At 73.0% G+C, this 24,186-nt stretch carries 22 protein-coding genes; 16 read left to right on the top strand and 6 right to left on the bottom strand.

The window, feature by feature from the left end; translation table 11 throughout:
- The first annotated feature begins 133 nt into the window (after nt 1–133).
- The 4 genes from ASD48_RS41000 (at nt 134) to ASD48_RS40985 (ending at nt 4,837) form a co-directional block, all read left to right on the top strand.
- The gene (locus tag ASD48_RS41000) at nt 134–1,219 is read left to right on the top strand and encodes a betaine/proline/choline family ABC transporter ATP-binding protein (protein ID WP_057607011.1); all 1,086 of its coding nucleotides are present in this window, start codon (nt 134–136) and stop codon (nt 1,217–1,219) included.
- Entirely contained in the window at nt 1,212–3,026 is a 1,815-nt protein-coding gene (locus ASD48_RS40995; RefSeq protein WP_057607010.1) for an ABC transporter permease/substrate binding protein, read from the top strand. The genes ASD48_RS41000 and ASD48_RS40995 overlap by 8 nt, the downstream gene beginning before the upstream one ends.
- Before the next feature lie 507 nt (nt 3,027–3,533).
- A complete protein-coding gene (locus tag ASD48_RS40990; protein WP_057607009.1) occupies nt 3,534–4,118 on the top strand; it encodes an XRE family transcriptional regulator in 585 nt (194 codons plus the stop codon).
- Nucleotides 4,118–4,837 carry a helical backbone metal receptor gene (locus tag ASD48_RS40985; RefSeq protein WP_057607008.1) on the top strand — a complete coding sequence of 240 codons (720 nt, stop codon included), beginning with the start codon at nt 4,118–4,120 and terminating at the stop codon, nt 4,835–4,837. Before ASD48_RS40990 ends, ASD48_RS40985 begins: the two co-directional genes overlap by 1 nt.
- Here the strand turns inward: ASD48_RS40985 and ASD48_RS40980 are convergent.
- Nucleotides 4,749–5,915 carry a TDT family transporter gene (locus tag ASD48_RS40980; protein ID WP_057607007.1) on the bottom strand — a complete coding sequence of 389 codons (1,167 nt, stop codon included), beginning with the start codon at nt 5,913–5,915 and terminating at the stop codon, nt 4,749–4,751. The two genes, ASD48_RS40985 and ASD48_RS40980, sit on opposite strands and share 89 nt — an antisense overlap.
- A gap of 70 nt (nt 5,916–5,985) precedes the next feature.
- On the opposite strand from ASD48_RS40980, the gene ASD48_RS40975 reads away from it, so the two are divergent.
- On the top strand, nt 5,986–6,915 hold the full coding sequence (locus ASD48_RS40975) for a LysR family transcriptional regulator (protein WP_057607006.1): 930 nt from the start codon (nt 5,986–5,988) through the stop codon (nt 6,913–6,915).
- Between the two features lie 85 nt (nt 6,916–7,000).
- Here the strand turns inward: ASD48_RS40975 and ASD48_RS40970 are convergent, their stop codons facing one another.
- Both ASD48_RS40970 and ASD48_RS40965 read right to left on the bottom strand, forming a co-directional pair.
- Complete coding sequence (locus ASD48_RS40970; protein WP_057607005.1) at nt 7,001–7,711, bottom strand: gamma-glutamyl-gamma-aminobutyrate hydrolase family protein; 711 nt, start codon at nt 7,709–7,711, stop codon at nt 7,001–7,003.
- Nucleotides 7,712–7,751: 40 nt separating this feature from the next.
- On the bottom strand, nt 7,752–8,486 hold the full coding sequence (locus ASD48_RS40965; RefSeq protein WP_020132305.1) for an FCD domain-containing protein: 735 nt from the start codon (nt 8,484–8,486) through the stop codon (nt 7,752–7,754).
- A 105-nt stretch (nt 8,487–8,591) separates the two neighbouring features.
- On the opposite strand from ASD48_RS40965, the gene ASD48_RS40960 reads away from it, so the two are divergent.
- From ASD48_RS40960 to ASD48_RS40950, 3 genes are all read left to right on the top strand, one after another.
- Nucleotides 8,592–9,956: a glutamine synthetase family protein gene (locus tag ASD48_RS40960; protein WP_057607004.1), complete on the top strand. Its 1,365-nt coding sequence runs from the start codon at nt 8,592–8,594 to the stop codon at nt 9,954–9,956.
- Nucleotides 9,957–10,088: 132 nt separating this feature from the next.
- Nucleotides 10,089–11,510, top strand: coding sequence for an aldehyde dehydrogenase family protein (locus tag ASD48_RS40955; RefSeq protein WP_057607003.1), 1,422 nt, complete (start codon nt 10,089–10,091; stop codon nt 11,508–11,510).
- Nucleotides 11,507–12,298, top strand: coding sequence for a 3-oxoacyl-ACP reductase (locus ASD48_RS40950; protein WP_057607002.1), 792 nt, complete (start codon nt 11,507–11,509; stop codon nt 12,296–12,298). The genes ASD48_RS40955 and ASD48_RS40950 overlap by 4 nt, the downstream gene beginning before the upstream one ends.
- Nucleotides 12,299–12,317: 19 nt before the next feature.
- Here ASD48_RS40950 and ASD48_RS40945 read toward each other — a convergent pair whose 3' ends face one another.
- The gene (locus tag ASD48_RS40945; RefSeq protein ID WP_057607001.1) at nt 12,318–13,520 is read right to left on the bottom strand and encodes an amino acid deaminase/aldolase; all 1,203 of its coding nucleotides are present in this window, start codon (nt 13,518–13,520) and stop codon (nt 12,318–12,320) included.
- A 2,051-nt stretch (nt 13,521–15,571) separates the two neighbouring features.
- Here ASD48_RS40945 and ASD48_RS40940 point away from each other — a divergent pair.
- Together ASD48_RS40940 and mycP are read left to right on the top strand one after the other, a co-directional pair.
- Nucleotides 15,572–16,411: a hypothetical protein gene (locus ASD48_RS40940; protein WP_348983251.1), complete on the top strand. Its 840-nt coding sequence runs from the start codon at nt 15,572–15,574 to the stop codon at nt 16,409–16,411.
- A complete protein-coding gene (gene mycP, locus ASD48_RS40935) occupies nt 16,408–17,616 on the top strand; it encodes a type VII secretion-associated serine protease mycosin (protein WP_057607000.1) in 1,209 nt (402 codons plus the stop codon). The genes ASD48_RS40940 and mycP overlap by 4 nt, the downstream gene beginning before the upstream one ends.
- Nucleotides 17,617–17,629: 13 nt before the next feature.
- Here mycP and ASD48_RS40930 read toward each other — a convergent pair whose 3' ends face one another.
- Nucleotides 17,630–18,652, bottom strand: a complete 1,023-nt coding sequence (locus tag ASD48_RS40930; protein WP_057606999.1) for a serine hydrolase — start codon at nt 18,650–18,652, stop codon at nt 17,630–17,632.
- Nucleotides 18,653–18,803: 151 nt separating this feature from the next.
- Between ASD48_RS40930 and ASD48_RS40925 the strand changes: the two genes are divergently transcribed.
- The gene (locus tag ASD48_RS40925) at nt 18,804–19,535 is read left to right on the top strand and encodes an SseB family protein (RefSeq protein ID WP_057607063.1); all 732 of its coding nucleotides are present in this window, start codon (nt 18,804–18,806) and stop codon (nt 19,533–19,535) included.
- A gap of 99 nt (nt 19,536–19,634) precedes the next feature.
- Here the strand turns inward: ASD48_RS40925 and ASD48_RS40920 are convergent, their stop codons facing one another.
- Nucleotides 19,635–20,012, bottom strand: a complete 378-nt coding sequence (locus ASD48_RS40920) for a DUF1844 domain-containing protein (RefSeq protein WP_057606998.1) — start codon at nt 20,010–20,012, stop codon at nt 19,635–19,637.
- Nucleotides 20,013–20,405: 393 nt separating this feature from the next.
- On the opposite strand from ASD48_RS40920, the gene infC reads away from it, so the two are divergent.
- From infC to ASD48_RS40895, 5 genes are all read left to right on the top strand, one after another.
- Complete coding sequence (infC, locus tag ASD48_RS40915) at nt 20,406–21,104, top strand: translation initiation factor IF-3 (RefSeq protein ID WP_079074267.1); 699 nt, start codon at nt 20,406–20,408, stop codon at nt 21,102–21,104.
- A 107-nt stretch (nt 21,105–21,211) separates the two neighbouring features.
- Complete coding sequence (gene rpmI / locus ASD48_RS40910; protein ID WP_006607578.1) at nt 21,212–21,406, top strand: 50S ribosomal protein L35; 195 nt, start codon at nt 21,212–21,214, stop codon at nt 21,404–21,406.
- Nucleotides 21,407–21,503: 97 nt separating this feature from the next.
- Nucleotides 21,504–21,887, top strand: a complete 384-nt coding sequence (rplT, locus tag ASD48_RS40905) for a 50S ribosomal protein L20 (protein ID WP_020132316.1) — start codon at nt 21,504–21,506, stop codon at nt 21,885–21,887.
- 187 nt (nt 21,888–22,074) lie between these two features.
- Nucleotides 22,075–22,935, top strand: coding sequence for an RNA methyltransferase (locus tag ASD48_RS40900; protein WP_057606996.1), 861 nt, complete (start codon nt 22,075–22,077; stop codon nt 22,933–22,935).
- 53 nt (nt 22,936–22,988) lie between these two features.
- Complete coding sequence (locus ASD48_RS40895) at nt 22,989–24,128, top strand: ATP-binding protein (protein ID WP_057606995.1); 1,140 nt, start codon at nt 22,989–22,991, stop codon at nt 24,126–24,128.
- Nucleotides 24,129–24,186 lie beyond the last annotated feature (58 nt).

Here is a 24,186-nt window from a genome sequence, read left to right as displayed (position 1 = left end):
TGTGAACTGAACCACTCGTACGTTTGACCCCATCCGGCCAGGGCAGGGGCGGCCTCGGAGCAGTGTCCGGTTGCGCTTTCAACTGTTTGCTGTTGCCGACTGCTCCGATTCCTGTCCCCGACGAGAGGTACGCGTGTCCTCCAGGCTTGAGGCCGAGCATCTGCACAAGGTGTTCGGCAGACGACCGCAGCAGGCAGTCGAGCGGCTCCGGGAGGGAGCCGACCGGGAGGAACTGCGCGCAGACGGCACCACGGCCGCCGTCATCGACGCCTCCTTCACGGTGGCCCCGGGTGAGATCTTCGTCGTGATGGGCCTGTCCGGCTCGGGCAAGTCCACCCTGCTGCGGATGCTCAACGGGCTGCTGGAGCCGACCGCCGGACGCGTCCTCTTCGACGGCCAGGACCTCACCGCCCTCGCAGACCGCGAACTGCGCGAGGTCCGGGCGAAGAAGATCAGCATGGTCTTCCAGCACTTCGCGCTCTTCCCGCACCGCAGCGTCCTCGACAACGCCGCCTACGGCCTCGCCGTCCAGGGCGTCCCGCGCCGCGAACGCGAGGAGCGCGCCACCGAGGCGCTGCGGCTCTGCGGTCTGGCCGGCTGGGAGAAGTCCTGGCCGGACGAGCTGTCCGGCGGCATGCAGCAGCGCGTCGGCCTGGCCCGCGCCCTCGCCACGGACGCCGACCTGCTTCTGATGGACGAGTCCTTCAGCGCGCTGGACCCGCTGATCCGCCGCGACATGCAGGACCAGCTCCTCACGCTCCAGCAGACGCTGAAGAAGACGATCGTCTTCATCACCCACGACCTCAACGAGGCCATGCGGCTGGGCGACCGGATCGCCGTCATGCGCGACGGCCGCATCGTGCAGACCGGCACGGCGGAGGACATCCTGCTCCGCCCCGCCAACGACTACGTCGCCTCCTTCATCCAGGACGTCGACCGCTCCCGCGTGCTGACCGCCTCCGCCGTCATGGACCCCGCCGTGCGCGGCGACGAGGCCGACTGCGGCTGCGAGACCGCCACCCCCGACACCCCGTTCACCGCACTGTGCGCGCTCAGCGCCCGCCTGGGCCATCCGGTCGCCGTCCTCGACGGGGAGCGGAAACTCGTCGGCGTCGTGTCCGGGCAGCGCCTCGTCCGCTTCCTCGGTGACGAACAGGGCCGGGCGACGGCCTGCGACGGCCCGCGCGACGGCGGGAAGAAGGTGACGGCCCGTGCCTAGGCTCCATCTCGGCGACTGGGTCGACTCCGGCGTCGACTGGCTCGTCACCCACATGTCCTGGCTCTTCGACGCGATCAAGACGGTCGTCGAGGGGATGTACGACGGTCTCGACACCGTCCTCACCGCCCCCGAGCCGCTTCTCCTCGCGGGCATCCTCGCGGTGCTCGCCTGGTGGCTGCGCGGCCTCGTCGCGGGCGTCCTGGCCTTCGCCGGGTTCGCCCTCATCGACTCCCTCGCCCTGTGGGACGAGGCGATGTCCACGCTCTCCCTGGTGCTCGTGGCCACGGTGATCGCGCTGGTGATCTCCCTCCCGCTGGGCATCTGGGCCGCCCGCTCCACGGCCGTCAGCGCCACCCTCCGCCCCGTCCTGGACCTGCTCCAGACGATGCCGTCGATGGTCCTGCTGATCCCGGCCATCCTGTTCTTCGGGATGGGCGTCCCCGCGGGCGTGATCGCCACCCTGATCTTCGCGCTCGCCCCCGGCGTCCGGATGACCGAGCTCGGCATCCGCCAGGTCGACGCCGAACTCGTGGAGGCCGCCGAGGCGTTCGGCACGACGCCCCGCGACACCCTGCTGCGCGTACAGCTGCCGCTCGCCCTGCCGACGATCATGGCGGGCATCAACCAGGTCATCATGCTGGGCCTGTCGATGGTCGTCATCGCAGGCATGGTCGGCACCGGCGGTCTCGGCGGCGCCGTCAACGAGGCCATCGGCCAGCTGGACATCGGCCTCGGCTTCGAGGCGGGGCTCGGCATCGTGGTCCTCGCCATCTATCTGGACCGGATGACCGGCGCCCTCGGCACCCGGATCTCCCCGCTCGGCCGTCGTGCCGCCGCCAAGGCCCGGGGCACGGTGTGGACGTACCGTCCGCGCCCGGCCGTGGCCGTGGTCGGCGTGGTCGTGCTGGCCCTGGTCGCCGGAGGCATGAACGTCTTCGGCTCCTCCGCCGGCACCGCCGAGGCCTCCGCGTCGGACATCGGCAAGGGCAAGGAGGTCAAGATCGGCTACATCCCCTGGGACGAGGGAATCGCCTCCACCTACCTCTGGAAGGAACTCCTGGAGGAACGCGGCTTCGACGTCACCACGACCCAGTACGCCGCGGGCCCCCTGTACACCGGCGTCGCGACCGGGCAGATCGACTTCCAGACCGACGCCTGGCTGCCCACCACCCACGACGAGTACTGGAAGAAGTACGGCGACGAGCTCGACGATCTGGGCTCCTGGTACGGCCCCACCTCCCTGGAGCTCGCCGTCCCCTCGTACGTGAAGGACGTGGGCTCCCTGGCGGACCTGAAGAGCCATGCCGCCGAGTTCGACGGCAAGATCACCGGCATCGAGCCCAGCGCCGGGATGATGGGCCTGCTCAAGGACAAGGTGCTCACGGAGTACGGCCTCGACGGCGCCTACACCGTCGTCGACGGCTCCACCCCGGCGATGCTGGCCGAACTCAAGCGCGCGTACGCCGCGAAGAAGCCGATCGTCGTCACGCTCTGGTCGCCGCACTGGGCGTACAGCGACTACGACCTGAAGAAGCTCGACGACCCCCAGGGCGCCTGGGGCAAGGGGGACGGCGTGCACACCGTCGCCCGCAAGGGCTTCGCCGCCGACAACCCCGAGGTCGGCAGGTGGCTGAAGAACTTCCGCATGACCGAGGCCCAGCTCACCGGTCTGGAGGCGCAGATCCAGAAGGCCGGCAAGGGCAAGGAGCAGGACGCGGTCCGGACCTGGCTGAAGAAGAATCCAGGTCTGGTCGAGAAGTGGGTACCGGTCGCCGATTCGGGGCAGGAAAGCCGGGCGGCCCGGTGACCTGACAGCACCGCGACCGCCTGACGAGGGGCGGGCACCGACGTACGGCCTCCGGGCCGCGTCGGGGCCCGCCCCTCGTGTCGTTCCCGTGCGTTCCCCGCCGCTCCGGCACCCCCACGACGCCGCTCCGGTCTCCCCCGCGGCGCCGCCCCCGCCCCGCCGCGGCGCTGGTCCGGCCCCCTCCGCCGGCCGCCCTGCCACAGTAGGAATCCGGCCAAGTACGGAGAGCGACGCCCATGCCTGAGCCGAGGTCGCGGGACGCCGGGGACGAGCGGGAACATGCGCGGCCGTTCGCGCATTGAACCGGACAACCGGTGGGCGGGTCCGTGCCCGGCCTGTCCGGGGCCCGATCGACTGGCGCGAACTGTGAGGTCCGGTGTTACGTCAGGTGTCCTCGATGTGACGGGCGCATGAAACGGTTTGCCGAACATGCGTAGGGTGCAGACAACTCCTCAGAGGGTGTGGAGGACGTCACGGCAGAGACGAGCCAAGGAGGGAGCCGGAGCGATGGGCGACCACAAAGAACAGCCACTGCGAGTGGGCGCGGCCGTGCGGCGCCGCCGCCGGTCCCTTGAGCTCACCCTCGCCGTCGTGGCCGAGCGCAGCGGCCTGTCCGTGCCGTTCCTCAGCCAGATCGAGAACGAACGCGCGCGGCCCAGCACCAGCTCCCTGGAGAAGGTCGCCGACGCCCTGCGCACCACGGCCGTCGAGCTCCTCGCCGCGGCCGACCCCGCCTGCAGCGTCGACGTCGTGCGCGCCGAGGTGACCGAGCCGGGTCCGGGGCCCGAGCCGCGTTCCCGTTCCCTGGTGCGCGGTCACCACCAGATGCACGCCTCGGAGTTCACCGGCGACCATGACGCGGGCCGTGAGTTCCAGTACCGCAACGACCAGTTGATGTACGTGGCCGACGGCGCCGTGGAGATCGAGGCGGAGGGCCGCGCCTACCGCCTCGGCCGCGGCGACACCCTGTACCTGACCGGTGGGGTCCGTCACCGCTGGCGGGCGACCGTGCCGGACACCCGGGTCGTCGTCGTCGCCGTGGCCGAGCACATCGAGGCGGTACGGGACCGGGACCGGGGCCGGAAGCGGTAGTGCGGATCGTCTCGCTGGTGCCGTCGCTCACGGAGGCGGTCGCTTCCTCCGTGCCCGGTGCCCTGGTCGGCGCCACCGACTGGTGCACCCGCCCGGCGGACCTCGACGTCACCCGGATCGGCGGGACCAAGAACCCCCGGGTCGACGACATCGTCGCCCTAGCCCCCGACCTGGTGATCGCCAACGAGGAGGAGAACCGGGAACCGGACCTGGCCGCTCTGCGCGCGGCCGGCCTCGACGTGCTGGTGACCGTGATCCGCGACCTTCCGCAGGCCTTCGCCGAGCTGGCGCGGGTGCTCCGGGCGTGCGGGGCGCCCGCGCGACCCGAGTGGCTCGACGAGGCGGAGGAGGCGTGGGCGGCGCCGCTGCCGCCCATCCGCCGCCGGACGGCCGTCGTACCGATCTGGCGCCGCCCGTGGATGGTGCTGGGCCGCGACACCTTCGCCGGGAACGTGCTGGCCCGCCTGGGCGTCGACCAGCTCTATGCCGGGCACGCCGAACGCTATCCGCGGATCCCGGTCGAGGAGCTGCTCGCCGCCGCACCGGACCTGGTCGTCCTGCCGGACGAGCCGTACCGCTTCACCGCCGACGACGGCCCGGAGGCCTTCCCCGGTCTGCCCTGCGCGCTGCTCAGCGGACGGCACCTGACGTGGTACGGCCCGTCGCTCGCCGAGGCGCCGAAGGTGCTGGGCGAGGCGCTGCGAGCAGCTCACCGCTGAGCAGCCCGCGGACGGTGTGCGCGGCGGCCAAGGCCCACGCGGCGACGAGGACGACGTACAGCGCGCAGGCGAGCACGTCGTAGGCGACCAGCCCGGTGTGCCGGGCCAGCGCCGCCGCTCCGGTCACGCAGGTGCCGACCGGGAAGGTGAACGCCCACCAGGTCATCGCGAAGCCCATCCCGTGCCGGCGGGCCCGCACCACATGCGCGGTGGCCAGGCACAGCCAGAGCAGCGCGAACCCCATGACGGGCACCCCGTACAGCACGGCGAGCACGGCGAGACCACGGCTGTCCGGGCCGGGCAGGACCCCCGGAGCGGCCTCCGCGAACTTTCCGACGGCGGTGGTGGACTGCCCGAGCGGGCCCAGGACGAGGAACAGGGTCGGGGTGAGGGCCAGGGGCAGCGGCCCGCCGGTCACCAGCCGCGCGAACACGACCGGCAGCATGGCGAGCGTGGCGAGCAGACTCAGTCCGAACAGCGCGAAGCACGCCAGGAGCAGGGTCTGCCGCGGCTGCCCGGCCGGCAGATGGGGCACCAGCAGCGGCCCGAGCGCGGCGGACACCATGGGAGCGACGAGCGGCAGCAGCCACACGGGCGTCGCCTGGGACGCCCGCACCCGATGACGTACGGCCATCAGGTACGGGACGGCGACGGCGGCCGCGAGAGCGACGGCGGTCCCCGCGGTGAACAGGACGGCGTCGAGGGCGACCGCGGCCCGGACGCCGATCCAGTCCCGGCCGACGGTGAGGGCACCGCCCCCGACGGCCAGCAGTGCCATCGCCGGACAGCCGTAGAACGGCGCCGTCGCCGGGTCCAGCAGATGGGCGCGGGCCTGGTCGCGGTGATGGCGCCAGTGCAGGGCGCGGGCGCAGAGCAGGGCCACCAGCAGGACGAGGGCGAGGGCCCAGCAGGCGGTGAGGAGCGGCCGCAGCCCCGGCGGACGGACGGGCAGCGCGGCTCCCGCCGTGGCGAGGATCGCGGTCCCCATGACCGTGGCGTACCAGTTCGGTCCGAGGTGACGGACGGCGCCGGCGGGCACACGGGGGAGGGCGTACACGGGCTGGGCGGCGGTGACCATGCCTCCACGGTCGCCGGGCCGCGCCCCCGCGACCAGGGAGTACGCCTCTATGGGGACATAAGCTGGGCTTATGGGGAGTGTCGAGGAACAGCCCGCGGACGGCGGAACGGGTTCGATCGCGCACCGGGTCCCTGACCTGGGCGCGCTGGAGCTGTTGCTGGCGGTGGCACGGCTGGGCAGCCTGGGCGCGGCCGCGCGGGAGCTCGGCATCACCCAGCCGGCCGCGAGCAGCCGGATCCGTTCCATGGAACGCCAGCTGGGTGTGGCCCTGGTGGACCGCTCGCCACGCGGCTCCCGGCTCACGGACACCGGCGCGCTGGTGACGGACTGGGCGGGGCGGGTCGTCGAGGCGGCGCGGGCGTTCGACGCGGGTGCGCAGGCGCTGCGGGTCCGCCGAGACTCGCGGCTGCGGGTGGCGGCGAGCATGACGATCGCCGAATACCTGCTGCCCGGCTGGCTGCTCGCGCTGCGCGCCGGGCGGCCGGACACGGCGGTGTCGCTGCTCGCGGGCAACTCGGCGGCCGTCGCCGAGCGGCTGCTCGCGGGGGAGGCGGACCTCGGCTTCGTGGAGGGCCTCACGGTGCCGCCGGGCCTGGACTCGGCGGTGATAGCCCACGACCATCTGATCGTCGTGGTCGCGCCCGCCCACCCGTGGGCCCGCAGGCGGCGGCCGCTGCCCGCGGCCGAGCTCGCCTCGACGCCGCTGATCCTGCGCGAGAAGGGGTCGGGGACCCGGCAGGTGCTCGACACGGCGCTGGGCGGTCTGGCCCGGCCGCTGATCGAGCTCTCCTCGACGACCGCGGTCAAGGCGGCGGCGGTCAGTGGGGCGGGGCCGGCGGTGCTGAGCGAGCTGGCGGTCGGTGAGGAGCTGGGGTTGCGGCGGCTGGTGAAGGTGCCGGTGGACGGGGTTGCGCTGGCGCGCGATCTGCGGGCGGTGTGGCCCACGGGGCATCGGCCTGCGGGGCCGGCGCGGGAGCTGTTGTCGTTGACGCGGGGGTAGGTTCTCCCGCCCCCGCCGCCCCTTCCCTTCCCGGCCCTGGGGGCTGCGCCCCCAGACCCCCCTTTCGGCCTGAACGGCCTCGTCCTCAAACGCCGGACGGGCTGGATGGGCGCGCCGCCGTCACCAAGGCGTGCATGACCCGTACGTCCTCGTCCATCTCCGGGTGCCACTGGACGCCCAGTACCCAGGCCGCGGACGGTAGTTCGATGGCCTCCACGGTGCCGTCCGTCGCGTAGGCCGACGGGATCAGGCCCCTGCCGAGACGGTCCACGGCCTGGTGGTGGTAGGCCGGGACGGAGGTCTCCTCCTCGACCGCCGTGGCGTACCGCGTGCCGGGGACCGGCTTGACCGGGTGCCGGCCGAAGGCGCCGACGACCTCGGCGTGCCCTTCGATGTGCTGGGTCAGGGTGCCGCCGAGCGCGACGTTCAGCAGCTGCATGCCCCGGCAGATGCCGAGCAGCGGGAGGTCCGCCGCCAGCGCGGCCTCGATCAGGGCCAGTTCCCAGGCGTCCCGCTCCCGCGCCGGCGGCCCGGTGCGGGGGTCCGGCTCGGCGCCGTAGCGGACCGGTTCGACGTCGGGGCCGCCCGCGATCACCAGGCCGTCCAGGCGGGCCACGGTCGCCGCCGCGCGTTCGGGGGCGTCCGGCGGCAGCATCGCGGCCAGTCCGCCGGCCCGCTGCACCAGCCGCGGGTATCCGACGGGAAGCAGCACGGCGTCCAGCGCCCACACGCCCCAGCGCGCCGCGGACTCGAGATACGTGCTGACGCCGATCAGCGGCCGTGCGCCGTCCGTCATGTGCCCTCCCACTCCCGCAATGGATCGTAGCCATACCATTTCACGTCAGGAAGCCCCTGAGCAGGGCGGCCGTCCCCGCGCAGTGCTCCCGCATCATCTCCCGCGCCCCGTCCGCGTCCCCGTCCAGCACCGCCTCCACCAGCGCGAGGTGCTGCCGCTGCGAGTGCTCCAGGTTGCGGACCAGGAGCGGGATGCAGTCGAGCAGGTCGTTCACCGTGGCCCGGACCGCCGCGTACCGGGCGGTCAGCGAGGGCGAGCCGCACAGCTCGGCCAGGGTGAGGTGGAGCATCGTGTCCAGGCGGCGGTAGTCGGCCAGCGGCGCGTCCGCCGTGCGGGCCAGCGCCTCGCGCAGGCGTTCCGCCTGCTCGTCCGTCAGCCCGTGCGTCGCGCACAGCCCCGCCGCGCCCACTTCGAGCACCTCGCGGAAGCGCAGCACGTCCTCGATGTCGACCTCCGCGATCCGCCGCCGCAGCTCGTCCTCGCCGCCGGCGTCCGTTCGCGGCAGCACGAACGTTCCGCCGTAGCGGCCCCGGCGGGACTCGACCAGGCCCTGGTCCTGGAGGACCTTCAGCACCTCGCGCAGCGTCACCCGGCTGATCCCGAGCCGTTCCGCCAAATCCCGCTCGGCCGGCAGCCGTTCGCCTCCGGGCACCAGGCCCAGCCGCACCACCTGGAGAATCTGCTCCAGCGCCTCCTCGAAGCCGTTCCCGGCCCGCACCGGCCGCAGCACCGGCGTCAACCGGTCGTCCGGTCCGCCGTCAGCGTCCACCGACATCTGGTCGCGCCCCCTTCCCAAGCAATGGTTCTCCGCAATACCTTATGGCTCCCGGCCCGCCCGAAGAAGACGAGGGAGCCGGGGAAGCCGAAGGAGGCCCTTCCCGTGGCAGACCGCACACCCCCGCTCAGTCTCGACGAGCTGCACGCTCATGTCGCGAGCGGTGAGATCGACACTGTCGTCCTGGCCTTCCCCGACATGCAAGGGCGTCTCCAGGGCAAGCGGTTCGCCGCCCGGTTCTTCCTCGACGAGGTACTCCAGCACGGCACCGAGGGCTGCAACTACCTCCTCGCCGTCGACACGGAGATGAACACCGTCGACGGGTACGCCATGTCCTCCTGGGAGAGCGGCTACGGCGACTTCGCCATGCGCCCCGACCTCACGACCCTGCGCCGCGTGCCGTGGAACGCCGGTAGCGCCCTGCTCATCGCCGACCTGGCCTGGAACGACGGCTCACCCGTGGTCGCCGCGCCCCGCCAGATCCTGCGCCGTCAGCTGGAGCGCCTCGCGGGGCACGGTTTCACCGCCCAGGTCGGCACCGAGCTGGAGTTCATCGTTTTCAAGGACAGCTACGAGGCCGCCTGGGACGCGAACTACCGCGGACTCACCCCGGTCAACCAGTACAACGTCGACTACTCGGTGCTCGGCACCGGCCGGGTCGAGCCGCTGCTGCGCCGCATCCGCAACGAGATGGCCGGCGCCGGACTCACCGTCGAGTCCGCCAAGGGCGAGTGCAACCCCGGCCAGCACGAGATCGCCTTCCGCTACGACGAGGCCCTGGTCACCTGCGACCAGCACGCGATCTACAAGACCGGCGCCAAGGAGATCGCGGCCCAGGAGGGCGTCTCGCTGACCTTCATGGCCAAGTACAACGAGCGCGAGGGCAACTCCTGCCACATCCACCTCTCGCTCACCGACGCCGACGGCACCAACGTCATGGCCGGCGACGGGGAAGGCGGGATGTCCGACGTCATGCGGCACTTCCTCGCCGGGCAGCTCGCCGCCCTGCGCGACTTCTCCCTCCTCTACGCCCCGAACATCAACTCCTACAAGCGGTTCCAGCCGGGCTCCTTCGCCCCGACCGCCGTCGCCTGGGGCTACGACAACCGCACCTGCTCCCTCCGCGTCGTCGGCCACGGCCGCTCGATGCGCTTCGAGAACCGGCTGCCCGGCGGCGACGTCAACCCGCATCTCGCGGTCGCGGGTCTGGTCGCGGCGGGCCTGTACGGCATCGAACAGAAGCTGGAGCTGCCCGAGGCCTGTCCCGGCAACGCCTACACCGCCGAGTACGCACACGTTCCGACCACCCTGCGCGAGGCCGCCGAGATCTGGGCGGCCAGCCTGATCGCGCTGGCCGCGTTCGGCGAGGAGGTCGTCGCGCACTACGGCAACATGGCCCGCGTCGAGCTGGAGGCCTTCGACGCCGCGGTCACCGACTGGGAGCTGCGCCGCTCCTTCGAACGTCTCTGACGGACCCGCCCGCGCACCCGCCCGCGCAAGCCCGCGCACTCGTCCGCGCACCCGCCCGCGAAAGGCCCTTCCTTGCCCGGTCCCTCCCTGCCCGGTCCCTCCTCTTCCGGTCCCTCCTCGTCCGGCCCTTCTGTGCCCGGTCCTTCTTCGTCTTCGGCCGGTCCCTCTTCGTCCGATGCGCAGTCGCTTCCGCACGAGCTGATCGTTCTCAACCCGGCCACCGAGGAGATCGTCGCCACCGTCCCGGCCGCGGACGCGGCCGACGTGGACCGCGCCGTCGCCCGCGCCGGCCGCGCCCAGAAGGCCTGGGCGGCCGCCGCCCCGGCCGACCGGGCCCGGCTGCTGCGCCGCTTCGCCGACGTCGTCGACGCGCATGTCGAGGAGCTGGCGCTGCTCGAGGTCAGGGAAGCCGGTCACCTCCTCGGGAACGCCCGCTGGGAGGCCGGCAACGCCCGCGACCTGCTCCTGTACGCGGCCGGCGGCGTCGAGCGGCTTCTCGGCCGCCAGATCCCCGTCCCCGGCGGCTGGAACATCACCTTCCAGGAGCCGCTCGGCGTGGTCGGGGTGATCGCCCCCTGGAACTTCCCGATGCCCATCGCCGCCTGGGGCTCCTTCCCGGCCCTCGCGGCAGGCAACGCCGTCGTCCTCAAGCCCGCCGAGACCACCCCGCTCACCGCCCTGCGCCTGGCCGAACTGGCCCTGGAGGCAGGCCTGCCGGAGCACCTCTTCCAGGTACTGCCCGGCCACGGAGCCGTCGCCGGCCGCGCGCTCGTCGACCACCCGGGCGTGGCGAAGATCGTGTTCACCGGGTCCACCCGCACCGGGCGCGAGGTCATGGAACGCTGCGCCCGGCAGGTCAAGCCGGTCACGCTGGAACTCGGCGGCAAGAGCCCCAACATCGTCTTCGCGGACGCCGACCTGAAGGCCGCGGTCGACCCGTTCTCCTTCCTCGACAACTCCGGCCAGGACTGCTGCGCCCGCACCCGCGTCCTCGTCCAGGAATCGGTCTACGACGAGGTGGCCGACCACCTGGCGCGGGAACTGGCCGCCGTGACGGTCGGCGACCCGGCCGACGAGAAGACCCGGATGGGTCCGCTGATCTCCCGGCAACAGGTGGATCGCGTACGGTCGTTCGTCCCCGACGACGCCGAGGCGCTGCGCGGCACCGCGCCCGACGGCCCCGGCTTCTGGTTCCCGCCGACCGTCCTCACCGGCGTCGCACCCGACTCGCCCGCCGCCCGCGAGGAGATCTTCGGCCCCGTCGCCGTACTGCTCCCCTTCACCGACGAGGCGGACGCGATCCGGCTGGCCGACGACACTCCCTACGGCCTCTCCGGCTCCATCTGGACCCGGGACGTCGGCCGGGCGCTGCGCGTCTCCCAGGCCGTCCGGGCCGGCAACCTGTCCGTCAACTCCCACTCCAGCGTGCGCTACTGGACCCCGTTCGGCGGCTACAAGCAGTCCGGCGTCGGCCGTGAGCTGGGTCCGGACGCCCTGACCGCCTTCACCGAAACCAAGAACGTCTTCATCAGCACGGAGGGCCCCGCACAGTGACCGCATCGCCTGACGAGATCATCTGCCGCCGTCTGGTCGGCCGCACCGCAGTCATCACCGGAGCCGGCAGCGGCATCGGCCTCGCCACCGCGCGCCGGCTCGCCTCCGAGGGGGCGCACATCGTCTGCGGCGATGTCGACGAGACCCGCGGCAAGGCCGCAGCCGAGGAGGTCGGCGGGACCTTCGTGAAGGTCGACGTCACCGACCCCGAGCAGGTCGAGGCACTGTTCAAGACCGCCTACGACACCTACGGCAGCGTTGACATCGCCTTCAACAACGCCGGGATCTCCCCGCCCGACGACGACTCCATCCTGGAGACCGGCCTCGAGGCCTGGAAGCGCGTCCAGGAGGTCAACCTGACCTCCGTCTACCTGTGCTGCAAGGCCGCGATCCCCTACATGCGGCGCCAGGGCAGGGGCTCCATCATCAACACGGCGTCCTTCGTGGCCCGGATGGGCGCCGCCACCTCGCAGATCTCGTACACGGCGTCCAAGGGCGGTGTCCTCGCCATGTCCCGTGAGCTGGGCGTGCAGTTCGCCCGGGAGGGCATCCGTGTGAACGCCCTCTGCCCGGGGCCGGTCAACACCCCGCTGCTCCAGGAGCTGTTCGCCACGGACCCGGAGCGGGCCGCCCGCCGGCTGGTCCACATCCCCGTCGGCCGGTTCGCCGAGGCCGAGGAGATCGCCGCCGCCGTCGCCTTCCTGGCCAGCGACGACTCGTCCTTCGTCAACGCCGCCGACTTCCTGGTGGACGGCGGGATCTCCGGCGCCTACGTGACCCCGCTCTAGGACGCCGTCGGCCGGCCGCCTACAGGAAGGTCTGCCCCTCACCCCGGTAGGTCGGCACGGTCGCCGTCACCGCGTCCCCCTCGACGAGGTGCAGCACGTCGAACCGCTCGCACAGCTCACCGGCCTTCGCGTGCCGGAACCACACCTTGTCGCCGATCAGCAGATCGTCGGCGGGGGAGCCGAGCAGCGGCGTCTGCACCTCGCCCGGCCCCTCCTGGGGGTCGTAGCGCAGCCCTTCCGGCAGATACGGCACGGGCAGCCGGTCGGGCCCCGCGGCACCGGACGCCGGATACCCGCCACCGAGGACGGTGACGATCCCCACCCCCGGCCGCCGGACGACGGGCTGCGCGAACAGGGCCGCCGGACGGCCGCTGAAGGACGTGTAGTTGTCGAACAGACGCGGCACGTACAGCCCCGACCCGGCCGCGATCTCGGTGACCGCGTCCTCGGCGGCGGTGTGCTGCACACTGCCGGTGCCGCCCCCGTTGACGTACTCCAGATCCGGTACGACGGCCCGCACCGCGCGCACCACCGCGGCGCGGCGCTCGGCGAGCTCACGCCGGGCGGTGGCCTGCATCAGCCGGATGGCCCGGGACCGGAAGGGCCGCCCCGCGACGGCGTCGCCGACCCCGGCGATGTGCCCCTCGTAGGCCATGATCCCGACGACCTTGAATCCGGGCCGCCGGGCGACCGCCCGTGCCACGTCGGCGACCTGGGCGGGGGAGTGCAGCGGCGAGCGCAGGGCGCCGACCCGGACCCGGCCGCCGAGGAACTTCAGCGCGGTGTCCAACTCCAGGCAGACCCGGATGACTTCGCGCCCCTCGCCGCGCGCGCCGTCGATGAGGTCGAGCTGGGAGACGTCGTCGACCATGACGGTGACGGCGGCGGCGAGCTTGGGGTCGGCGGCCAGTTCGGCGAAGGCGGTGCGGTCGGCCGACGGGTAGGCGAGGAGGATGTCGTCGAACCCGGACCGGGCCAGCCACAGGGACTCGGCGAGGGTGAACGACATGATGCCGGCGAAGCCGTCCCTGGCCAGGACGCGTTCGAGCAGCGTCCGGCAGCGTACGGACTTGCTGGCGACACGGATCGGCTTGCCGCCGGCCCGGCGGACCAGGTCCTCGGCGTTGGCGTCGAAGGCGTCCAGGTCCACGAGGGCGAGAGGTGCGTCGAGATGAGCGGTGGCCCGGTCGTACCGGGCCCGGTCGGCGGCGCGCGCAGTCATGAACGAAGCCTGCCAGACAGGATTACCGCAGGGTAGGGGGACGTTCCGGGCAGAAGCCCCGGGCGTCGCGGACTGGTTCCCGTTCGCCCGGCGACAAGCCGTAGAGTGACGCGCACGCACGGAGGACGGCTCCGGCCGGGCAACCGTGTCGGGATGCCGGTCCGCCCGTGCGGGTATGCGTGCCCAGGGCGGACTGCCGCGTCCGCGCCGGGCCGCCCGGGCACGAGACCGACCGCCCGCGTACCAGAACGACGGCCCGGGGACGAGGAAACGGGGGGTGCATGAGTACGGAAGCACGCCGCGCCTCGGTCCCCCCGCGCCCGGACGTGCCGCCCCACCCCGGTGTACCGCCCCGGCCCGCCACCCCGCCCCGCCCGGCCCAGCCCCCGACGGCCCCGCCGGACGGGGAGAGCACCGGCCGGGCCCCCGCCGAGCCGCCGAACCAGGACCCCGCCCGCCGGGCTGCTCCCGCCGAGTCCCGGGAGTCCGCCGCACCGCCTCGGACGCCGACCGGCCCACCGCGGCGGCAGGCTGCTGAGCGGGAGTCGACGCACGGTGCGCCCCCCGGCCCGCCCGCACCGAAGGTGACCGGCGAGGGCGAGCCCACGGCGGGGGACCACTTCCCGTCTTCGGGCGACGGTTTCCCTTCCGCCGGGGGCGGCTTCCGCTCGGCCGGGGACGGCGTCCCGTCTTCGGGCGACGGTTTCCCTTCCGCCGGGGGCGGCTTCCCCTCCGCCGGAGAGGGCGTCCCCTCCTCCGGCGACGGCTTCGCGTCTCCCGGGGGTGGCTTCGCGTCTCCTGGGGACGGCTTCCCTTCCGCGGGCACGGATTCCCCCCTTTCCCGCACCGCCCCCCGCTTCACCGATCTGCGGGCCCAGCACACGGACGCCATGACCCCGCCCCCGCCGCCCGCGTCGGCCCGTTTCCCGGACATCCCGCCGCAGCCGGCCCGCCCCGCCCCGGCTCCCCGGCGCGAAGACACCGGGACGCCCCCGCGCGCCGAGGAACGCCCGGCCGCCCCTCATGTTTCCCGTCCGGCCCCGCCCCACGACTTCCGCCGCGCCCCCCGGCCCACCAGGCCGGCCACCCGCCCCGCCGCCCCGGAGGACTCGCGTTCCGCGGGCCCGGGCGGCGCCGTCCCGCACGCCGGTACGGCCGCGCCCCGCCCCGCCGACGGGGAGGTCACCCGCCCCGCCGCCCAGGACAGCGCCCCACCCTCCGGCGTCCGCCCCACCGGTGACCGTCCTCCGCGTCCCGCCGGTCCCGAGGGCTCCCTTCCCGGCGGTACCGCCGCTCCCGCGGGCACGCGTCCCGCCGACCCGGGCAGCTCCCGTCCCGCGGACCGGAACGGCTCCCGTACCGCGGGTCAGGGCAGCGCGCGCAGCGCCGGTTCCGAGGGCGCTCGTCCTGCCGCACGGGAGACCTCGCGTCCCGCCGATCCGGGCAGCTCACGCCCCACCGGCTCGAACGGCTCACGCCCCGCAGACCGGAACGGCTCCCGACCCGCAGGTCAGGGCGGCTCGCGTCCCGATGACTCGGGCGATCTCTTCTCCTCCGCGGGCTCGGGAACGTACCCCAGCGGCTCGGGCGGCTCCCGGCCCGACGCCACGGGCGACTTCTTCTCCGCGCGCGCGGGCGCTCACCCCGCAGGTGCGGCCGACCGCCCCGTCGGCCCCCCGCCGCCCTCCCGGCCGGCCGGCCCGCCGCCGTCCTCCCGCCCCGTGGGCTCGACGGGTGGTGCCCCCTCGGCCACGCCCGCGTCCGACAGTGCCTGGTCGCCGTTGCCCCGGAGCTGGGTCCCCGTGCCCGGGCGGAGCCGGCGGGAGACGGAGGCGGAGGGCGCCCGGGACGGTCTGCGCGGTGACGCGCAGGCGGGCCCGGCGGTGGCGGACGACGGGCCGGCCTGGAGTCCCGGGGCCGCCGTGCGGCAGCCCGGGTTCGCCGTGCCGCCCGTTCCGGCCGCGCCCCCCGCGCCGGAGACTCCGCGGCGGACCGACGGCGGTCCGGGTGCGGCGAGCGGACCCGATCCGTCCCTGTCCTGGAGCGCTCCCATGGCCCCGGGCGGCACCCTCGGTGCCACCCGGCCCGTGGTGACCTTCGCGCGCCCCGAGGGGTACAGGGACCTGTCCGGCATCTTCGGCCGACGGGGACGCGTCGTGGCGGCCGCCGTCTGTGTCGTCCTCGGCATGGGGCTCATCGGGGGCGCGGTCACCGGCAGTTGGCTGGTCGGGGACTCGGCGGACGCCGCCGAGCGCAGTACCTACACCACCGCCGGCGGTCTGTGGCACAACGTGCCGGTCGATCAGCTGTTCCCGCCCACGGTGGACGGTCAGGGCGCCGGTCCCGGCGGCGCCGACCGCACCTGGACGCGGATCGCCGTCGCGCCGGACGGAGACTGCGCCGGCGCCTTCGACCCGCTGCTGCTCAAGACCCTCGCCCCGGTCGGCTGCCAGCGGCTCCTGCGGGCCACCTACACCGACGCCACCCAGAGCTACGTGACCACCGTCGGTCTGCTGTTCACGACGGCCGACGCGGCCGGCATGCGTGCGCTCGACACCCGTTTCACCAAGGAGAAGCTGGCGGACCGGGCCGATCTCATGCCCCGGTCCTACGCCGTGAAGGGCACCGTCGCCGCCGCCTTCGGCGACAAGCAGCGCGCGGCGTGGACGGTCTCCGTCCTCACCGACGCGCCGGTCGTCGTCTACGCCGTCTCCGGCTGGGCCGACGGCCGCATGGTCGACACCCCGCAGTCCGCCCCGGCGGCCACCGCGGCGGGTGCCACCACGGCCCCCGCCCAGGCGGGCCTCGGCAACGAGGCCCAGGGCCTGGCCGACCGCATCGAGCGCGGCCTGCGCAAGACCGCCGTCACGCCCTCGGAGCAGCCCTCATGAGCATCCGTACGAGCCGTACGACCCGCAGGGCCGGGCTCCTGTGCTGTCTCCTCTCCGCCACCGTCGCCCTCGTGCCGCCCTCCACCGCCTACGCCGACGGCATCCGTGCCAAGCAGTGGGCCCTGGAGGCCCTGCACACCCAGGAGGCCTGGCAGACCACCAAGGGCGCGGGCATCACCGTCGCCGTCCTGGACACCGGCGTCGAGGCCGATCACCCCGACCTCACCGGCAACGTGCTCACCGGCAAGGACATGGTCGGCTTCGGAGCCGGTCCCGGTGACCGCGCGTGGGCCCGCCACGGCACCGCGATGGCCGGCATCATCGCCGGTCACGGCCATGGCGGCGGCAACGCCGACGGCGTGCTGGGCGTCGCCCCGGAGGCGAAGATCCTGCCCGTCCGCGTGATCCTGGAGGACGGTGACCCGCAGCGCACCAAGGCCCGCAACACCCGGGGCAACGCCCTCGCCGAGGGCATCCGCTGGGCCGCCGACCAGGGTGCCGACGTCATCAACCTCTCCCTCGGCGACGACTCCGCCTCGGCCCACCCCGAGCCCGCCGAGGACGAGGCCGTCCAGTACGCGCTGAAGAAGGGCTCGGTCGTCGTCGCCTCGGCCGGAAACGGCGGCGAGAAGGGCGACCACATCTCCTACCCGGCCGCCTACCCGGGCGTCATCGCCGCGACCGCCGTCGACCGCTACGGCACCCGCGCCTCCTTCTCCACCCGCCGCTGGTACGCCACGGTCAGCGCGCCCGGCGTCGACGTCGTCATCGCCGACCCGGACCACAAGTACTACGAGGGCTGGGGGACCAGCGCCGCTTCCGCCTTCGTCTCGGGGGCCGTGGCGCTCATCAAGGGCGCCCGTCCCGGGCTCACTCCGGCCCAGATCAAGAAGCTGCTGGAGGACACCGCCCGCAACGCCCCCAGCGGCGGGCGCGACGACTCCCGCGGCTTCGGGTTCATCGACCCGGCCGCCGCGATCGCGGCCGCCGCCGACCTCAAGCCGGAGGGCCTGCAGTCGGCGGCCTACGGCGAGCAGTACTTCGGCTCCGGCCCGGACAAGCCGACGGCGGACGACGACACGGCCGACTGGGCCGGCCTGCTCGCGGGCGGCGCGGGGGGCGTGCTGCTGGTGGCGGCGGTCGTCCTGTGGCGAGGCCGCCGCGAGCGCGACCGGCCCGGGGCCTACGAGACGCTCCAGCCCTGACGGGACTCGTCGGCTAGTCGGCGGACGACGGGGCCGACGCAGTGCCCGACGCAGAGGTGGGCGCGGAGGCCGACGCGGACGCGCCGCCGTCCCGCAGCGCCGACACCGCCGTCCGCGCCACCTGCTCGACCAGCGAGATCCCGGCCGTCTGCGTCGCGTTGCCGTTCGACAGCACGGCCACCAGACAGTCCTGGCCGCCGACGGTCACCCGGCCGATGCTGTTGACGTCCCACAGCCCGGTCGTGCTGCGCGCCAGCCAGCCGTTCTTCAGCGCCCACGAGGACCCGTCGGCCGCTGCCGAGACCCCCCAGCGCTGGTCGGCGGCGATCTGCCCCATCAGGCCCTGGAGGTACGTCCGCGACGCCCGGCTCAGCTCCGAGTCGTCCCCGAACACCTGCTGGAGCAGGGTGAGCTGGTCGGCGGCCGTGGTCTGCGTCAGCCCCCAGAGCATGTCGTCGCCGCCCGCGGTGTCCGTCAGCCCGAACCGCTCGTTCGCCGCGTCGAGCCCCTGCGCCTTCCCGATGATCCGCCAGAGCGCCGACGCCGAGTCGTTGTCACTGTTCTCGATCATCGCGGTGGCGTACGTCTTCTCGGCCGCCGTGAGGCGCCGGTCCGCGTCCTGTGCCTGGAGCAGCAGCGTGGCCAGGATGTCCACCTTGACGATGCTCGCCGTGTCGAAGGCGCTCTCGCCGTAGGTGGCGTCGGCACCGGAGCCGAGGTCGAGCACGGCCACGGACACGGCCGCGTCGCCCGGCACCGTCACCGACCTCATCGCGGACGCCAGCAGCGCGTCGTGGTCCACCTCTGGCGCCGCCACCGTCTCCACCGACACCTTTCCGCTCCCCGGACCGGACGCCGACGGCGTCGCGGAGGACGACGATACGACTCCGGTACCCGAGTGCGCCTGTGCCTTCACATAAACGGTCCCGCCCGCCGTCGCCCCGAGGACGGCGACCGTGGCGAGCGCCGTGCAGAGGAGCGGACGGCGCCGGGAGGGTCGAGAGCGGCGGCTGCGACGTGCTCTGGAGGACTCCATGACCGTCGATGCTCGGGGTGACGACTGTGCGCCCCGTTAGACGGAGGTTAGAGGCGCGTCAGGGATGTCTGAGAATCCGGTGAAAGGCGTCACCGCCGTGTTTCGGGCCCCGCACAAGCGCAGCGTCATCCCCCCGATAGGGTCGACGACCGTGGCGAACAAGAACATTCCCGACTCCGGCTTCTCCGACGACGACGGCTCCGCCGACCCCCGGCTGAGCGCGGCGCTCGCCGCCTGGGCCGAGGACCGCACCGCCGTGGGCCCGGTCCTGGCGGCTCTGAAGGGCGCCCGGCTCCTGGTGCCCGTGGTGGCCGTGCTGGGCGAGGTGGAGGAGGACGAGAAGGGACTGCGCCGCGAGAAGACCAGCGACATGGCCGTGCCCACACTGAAGGCGGGCGGTCGCACCGCGCTGCCCGCGTTCACGTCCACGGACTCCCTCGCCCGCTGGGACCCGCAGGCCCGCCCGGTCGCCGTACCGCTGCACCAGGCGCTCCAGGCCGCCGCCCACGAGAAGGCGGACACGGTCGTCCTCGACCTGGCGGGGCCGGTGGCCTTCGAACTGACCGGGCCGGCGCTGCTGGCGCTCGCCGAGGGCCGTACGTCGACCGACCCGCTAGCCGATCCGGCGGTGCGGGCGGCGGTCCGGGCGGCGGTCGCCGCCGAACCGGAGGTGCTCAGCGCCCACCTCGGGCCGGGGCAGGCGGACGGCACGCTCGCCCTCGTCCTCGACCCGGACGCCGTCCCCGCCGAGGCGGTCCGGGCGGTGGCCGGGCGGCTCGCCGCCGACGAGACACTGAGGGCCCGCCTGGTGCGCGGCCTCGACCTGGCACTGCTGCCGGCCGGGACGACGCCTCCGGGCGAGCCCCTGTACGTGAAGAGCTGACCTGGCGGCCGGCCCGGCGGAGAAGAGAAGAAGCGGAGAGAGGAAAGAAGCGGCGAAGCGGCGAAGCCGGTTCAGCCGTGGACCGGGCCCGTGGCCGGTTCAGCCGTAGATCGGGCCCGTGTACTTCTCGCCCGGGCCCTGACCCGGCTCGTCCGGGACGATCGACGCCTCACGGAACGCCAGCTGGAGCGACTTCAGACCGTCGCGCAGCGGCGCCGCGTGGAAGGAGCTGATCTCGGTCGCGCTTCCGTCCAGCAGGCCGGCGAGGGCGTGGATCAGCTTGCGGGCCTCGTCGAGGTCCTTGTACTTGTCGCCCTCCTCGGTGAGCCCCAGCTTCACGGCGGCGGCGCTCATCAGGTTGACGGCGACCGTCACGATCACCTCGACGGCGGGGACCTCGGCGATGTCGCGGGTCATCTCGTCGAAGTCGGGGGCGCCGGGGGTCTCGGCGGAGCCGGCGGGGGAGGAGTCACTCATGCCCCACACGATAGGCGCAGGCCCGCCGGGCCTCGTACCGAGGCTCGATTGGCCGTTCCTGGCGCAGACTGCTAATCTCGTGTAACGACCGGTCGGACACGCGTGCCCCTCAGCAGGCGGGCCCGGCCCACAAGTGGAGGCTCCGAACTCCCACCCGACCGTCCTCGCGGACGGCGGGTCACCCCGGTCAGGCGGCCACCATCGTTCCGTACGGACGATGGAGTCGCCCGGTAGTGCGCCCCGCGTTCACGCGGCGGTGCTCCGGTAGTGCTTGGAGCCCCGCATGTGATCGTTCGGGGCATTTTTTGTGCTTCGGCGTGGTTATAAAAATAACAACCAAGACGTTACGCGGCCGTTCGCCAGACTGCCGCGTGGTGCTACCAAGGAGGATCCATCAGCGCCGAGCCCCGCATCAACGACCGGATTCGCGTTCCAGAGGTGCGACTTGTCGGTCCCAGTGGCGAGCAGGTGGGCATCGTCCCCCTGGCCAAGGCACTGGAGCTTGCCCAGGAGTACGACCTGGACCTGGTCGAGGTCGCGGCGAACGCCCGTCCGCCGGTCTGCAAGCTCATGGACTACGGGAAGTTCAAGTACGAGTCGGCCATGAAGGCCCGTGAGGCGCGCAAGAACCAGGCGCACACGGTCATCAAGGAGATGAAGCTCCGGCCGAAGATCGACCCGCACGACTATGACACCAAGAAGGGTCACGTCGTTCGGTTCCTCAAGCAGGGCGACAAGGTCAAGATCACGATCATGTTCCGCGGTCGTGAGCAGTCCCGGCCCGAGCTGGGCTACCGACTGCTGCAGCGTCTCGCGGAGGACGTCCAGGACCTCGGGTTCATCGAGTCGAACCCGAAGCAGGACGGCCGAAACATGATCATGGTTCTCGGTCCGCACAAGAAGAAGACCGAGGCGATGGCCGAGGCCCGTCAGGCGCAGGAGGCCCGCAAGGCCGAGGCGAAGGCCAACCCGGGTCGTTCGCAGAACGCCGCGGACGCCGACGCCGTCAACGCCGAGGGCGACGCCGATGCCGACGTCGTGAATGCCGAGGCCGACGCCGAGGCCCCTGCCGAGGCTTCCGCCGAGGCGTGATCCGCGGGACGCGAGTCCCCAGGACGTAACCGATAACAGCGACGTTCCACCGTGCCCGGTTTCACGACCGGGCACCGGAACGCCACCGACGAGGAGATAACGGCGCTATGCCGAAGAACAAGACGCACAGCGGTGCCAGCAAGCGCTTCAAGATCACCGGCTCCGGCAAGGTGCTCCGTGAGCGCGCCGGCAAGCGCCACCTGCTCGAGCACAAGTCGTCCCGCGTGACGCGTCGCCTCACCGGCAACGCCGAGATGGCCCCGGGCGACGCCGCGAAGATCAAGAAGCTTCTCGGCAAGTGACGCCGGGCGCGTGACGCGCGCCTGATGTCAGACCGGGACCCAATCGATTCCGGGCCGTGTGAGTCCAACCACGGCCCCGCTACAAGGAGTTAAACAAGTGGCACGCGTCAAGCGGGCAGTCAACGCCCACAAGAAGCGCCGGGCGATCCTCGAGGCGGCCTCCGGCTACCGCGGTCAGCGTTCGCGCCTGTACCGCAAGGCCAAGGAGCAGGTCACCCACTCGCTGGTCTACAACTACAACGACCGCAAGAAGCGCAAGGGCGACTTCCGGCGGCTGTGGATCCAGCGCATCAACGCGGCTGCCCGCGCCAACGGCATCACGTACAACCGCTTCATCCAGGGTCTGAACGCCGCGAACATCGAGGTCGACCGCAAGATCCTCGCCGAGCTGGCCGTGAACGACGCCACCGCGTTCGCCGCGCTGGTCGAGGTCGCGCAGAAGGCCCTCCCGGCGGACGTGAACGCGCCCAAGGCCGCGTGACGCTGCGCCGGCTCTAGGCCGACGTGACTGAAGGACCCGCAGGCTTCGCCTGCGGGTCCTTTGCTGCGGACGCCACGGCCGTCGTTCGGCTGCGGGCCCGCCGTGGCCGATCGCGCAGTTCCCCGCGCCCCCAGGGAAGTCCACTCACGTCGGCCCCATGTCGACCCCGTCGCCGAAGGTGAATCACATGTCCCCGGCCAGCCCCGAGCTGATCTCTCCCCGTTCCCCCCGGGTCTCCGCCGCCCGGCGGCTCGCCAAGCGGAACTTCCGGGGCAAGGAACGGCTGTTTCTCGCGGAGGGGCCGCAGGCCGTGCGGGAGGCGGCCGCGCACCGGGTCGGCGGCGACGCGACCCTCGTGGAACTGTTCGCCACCGTCGAGGCCGCGGAGCGGTACGCCGACATCATCGGTGAGGCCCGCGCCGTCGGCGCCCGGGTGCACCTCGCCGACGAACAGGTCATCGAGGACATCTCCACCACCGTCACCCCGCAGGGGCTGGTCGGGATCTGCCGGTTCCTGGACACGCCCTTCGAGGAGATCCTCGCCGCCCGGCCGAAGCTGGTCGCCGTACTGGCGCATGTGCGCGACCCCGGCAACGCCGGCACCGTCCTGCGGTGCGCGGACGCCGCGGGCGCCGAGGCCGTCGTCCTGACCGACGCCTCCGTCGACCTGTACAACCCCAAGGCCGTCCGCGCCTCCGTGGGGTCCCTCTTCCACCTTCCCGTGGCGGTCGGGGTCCCCGTCGAACAGGCCGTGGCCGGGCTGAAGGACGCCGGGGTGCGGATCCTCGCCGCCGACGGCGCGGGGGACGACGACCTCGACGACGAACTGGACAAGCGCACGATGGGCGGGCCCACGGCGTGGGTGTTCGGGAACGAGGCCTGGGGGCTCCCGGAGGAGACCCGGGACCTCGCGGACGCCGTCGTGCGGGTTCCGATCCACGGGAAGGCCGAGAGCCTGAACCTCGCGACCGCCGCCGCCGTATGTCTCTATGCGTCGGCCCGTGCACAGCGTGCCTCCGGAGGGTGCCGCTCCGTCACCGAGAGCTAGTAGGGTGACCAGCTCGGGGGCCCCTCAGTCGTCTGAGAGGTGGGGTACGGGGAATGAGCGTCGGCATGAGCGGTACACGGGATGCGCAGGCCGTTCCCGACGCCTCCGCACCCCGGCCGGCCGGTGATCCGGCCGGTCTCGGCATCGACCCGGACGACCTGCCCGACGGGCTCGTGGTCGCCGACGAACACGGGCACGTCGTCTGTTTCAACGCCGCCGCCCAGCGCATCACCGCCGTCCCCGCCGAGGACGCCCTCGGCCGGCGGCTCGAGATGGCGCTGCCGTTGGAGGACCTCGAGGGCCGCCGCTGGTGGCAGCTGACCGACCCCTACGGCGGCCTCGCCATCCGGGTCGGCCAGCCCGAACGCAACCTGCTGCTGCCGGGCGGACGCGAGGTGCTCGTCACGGTGCGGTACGTCCGCGGCGAACCCACCGGACCGGTCCGCCGGGTCGTCGTCTCGATCCGCGACACCGAGGCCCGCCGCCGCACCGAACGCAGCCACGCCGAGCTGATCGCCACCGTCGCCCACGAACTGCGCTCGCCCCTCACCTCGGTCAAGGGCTTCACCGCCACCCTGCTCGCCAAGTGGTCGAGGTTCACCGACGACCAGAAGCGGCTGATGCTGGAGACCGTCGACGCCGACGCGGACCGGGTCACCCGCCTCATCGCCGAGCTGCTCGACATCTCGCGCATCGACTCCGGACGGCTGGAGGTGCGCCGCCAGCCCGTCGACATGGGCGCGGCCGTGGGCCGGCACATCCAGGCCTACGTGGCCGCCGGACAGCCCGCCGACCGGTTCCTGCTGCGGCTCGAGCAGCCGTTGCCCGCCCTGTGGGCCGACCCGGACAAGGTCGACCAGGTGCTCAGCAACCTCATCGAAAATGCGGTGCGCCACGGCGAGGGAACCGTCACGATCGATGTCACGCCCGCCGCGTCCCCCCGTGAGGGAGAGGACACCGGCACGTCGGTCACCGTGAGCGACGAGGGCGCAGGCATCCCGGAGGAGTCCATGAACCGCGTCTTCACCCGCTTCTGGCGGGGCAGCAAGCGCGGCGGCACGGGCCTCGGGCTGTACATCGTCAAGGGCATCGTCGAAGCCCACGGCGGCGTCATCACGGTCGGCCGCGCCCCCGGCGGCGGCGCCGAGTTCCGATTTACGCTGCCCGTGAGCACCCCCGCGTATCTCACCTGAGAACCGGCCGGGCAGCCCGCGGGCGCATCCGTATACCTCCACCCCGTTAGACTCGGCC

Source organism: Streptomyces sp. Root1310, from assembly GCF_001426425.1.
Classification (GTDB): domain Bacteria; phylum Actinomycetota; class Actinomycetes; order Streptomycetales; family Streptomycetaceae; genus Streptomyces.
This window is presented reverse-complemented; position numbering and strand designations above follow the sequence as displayed.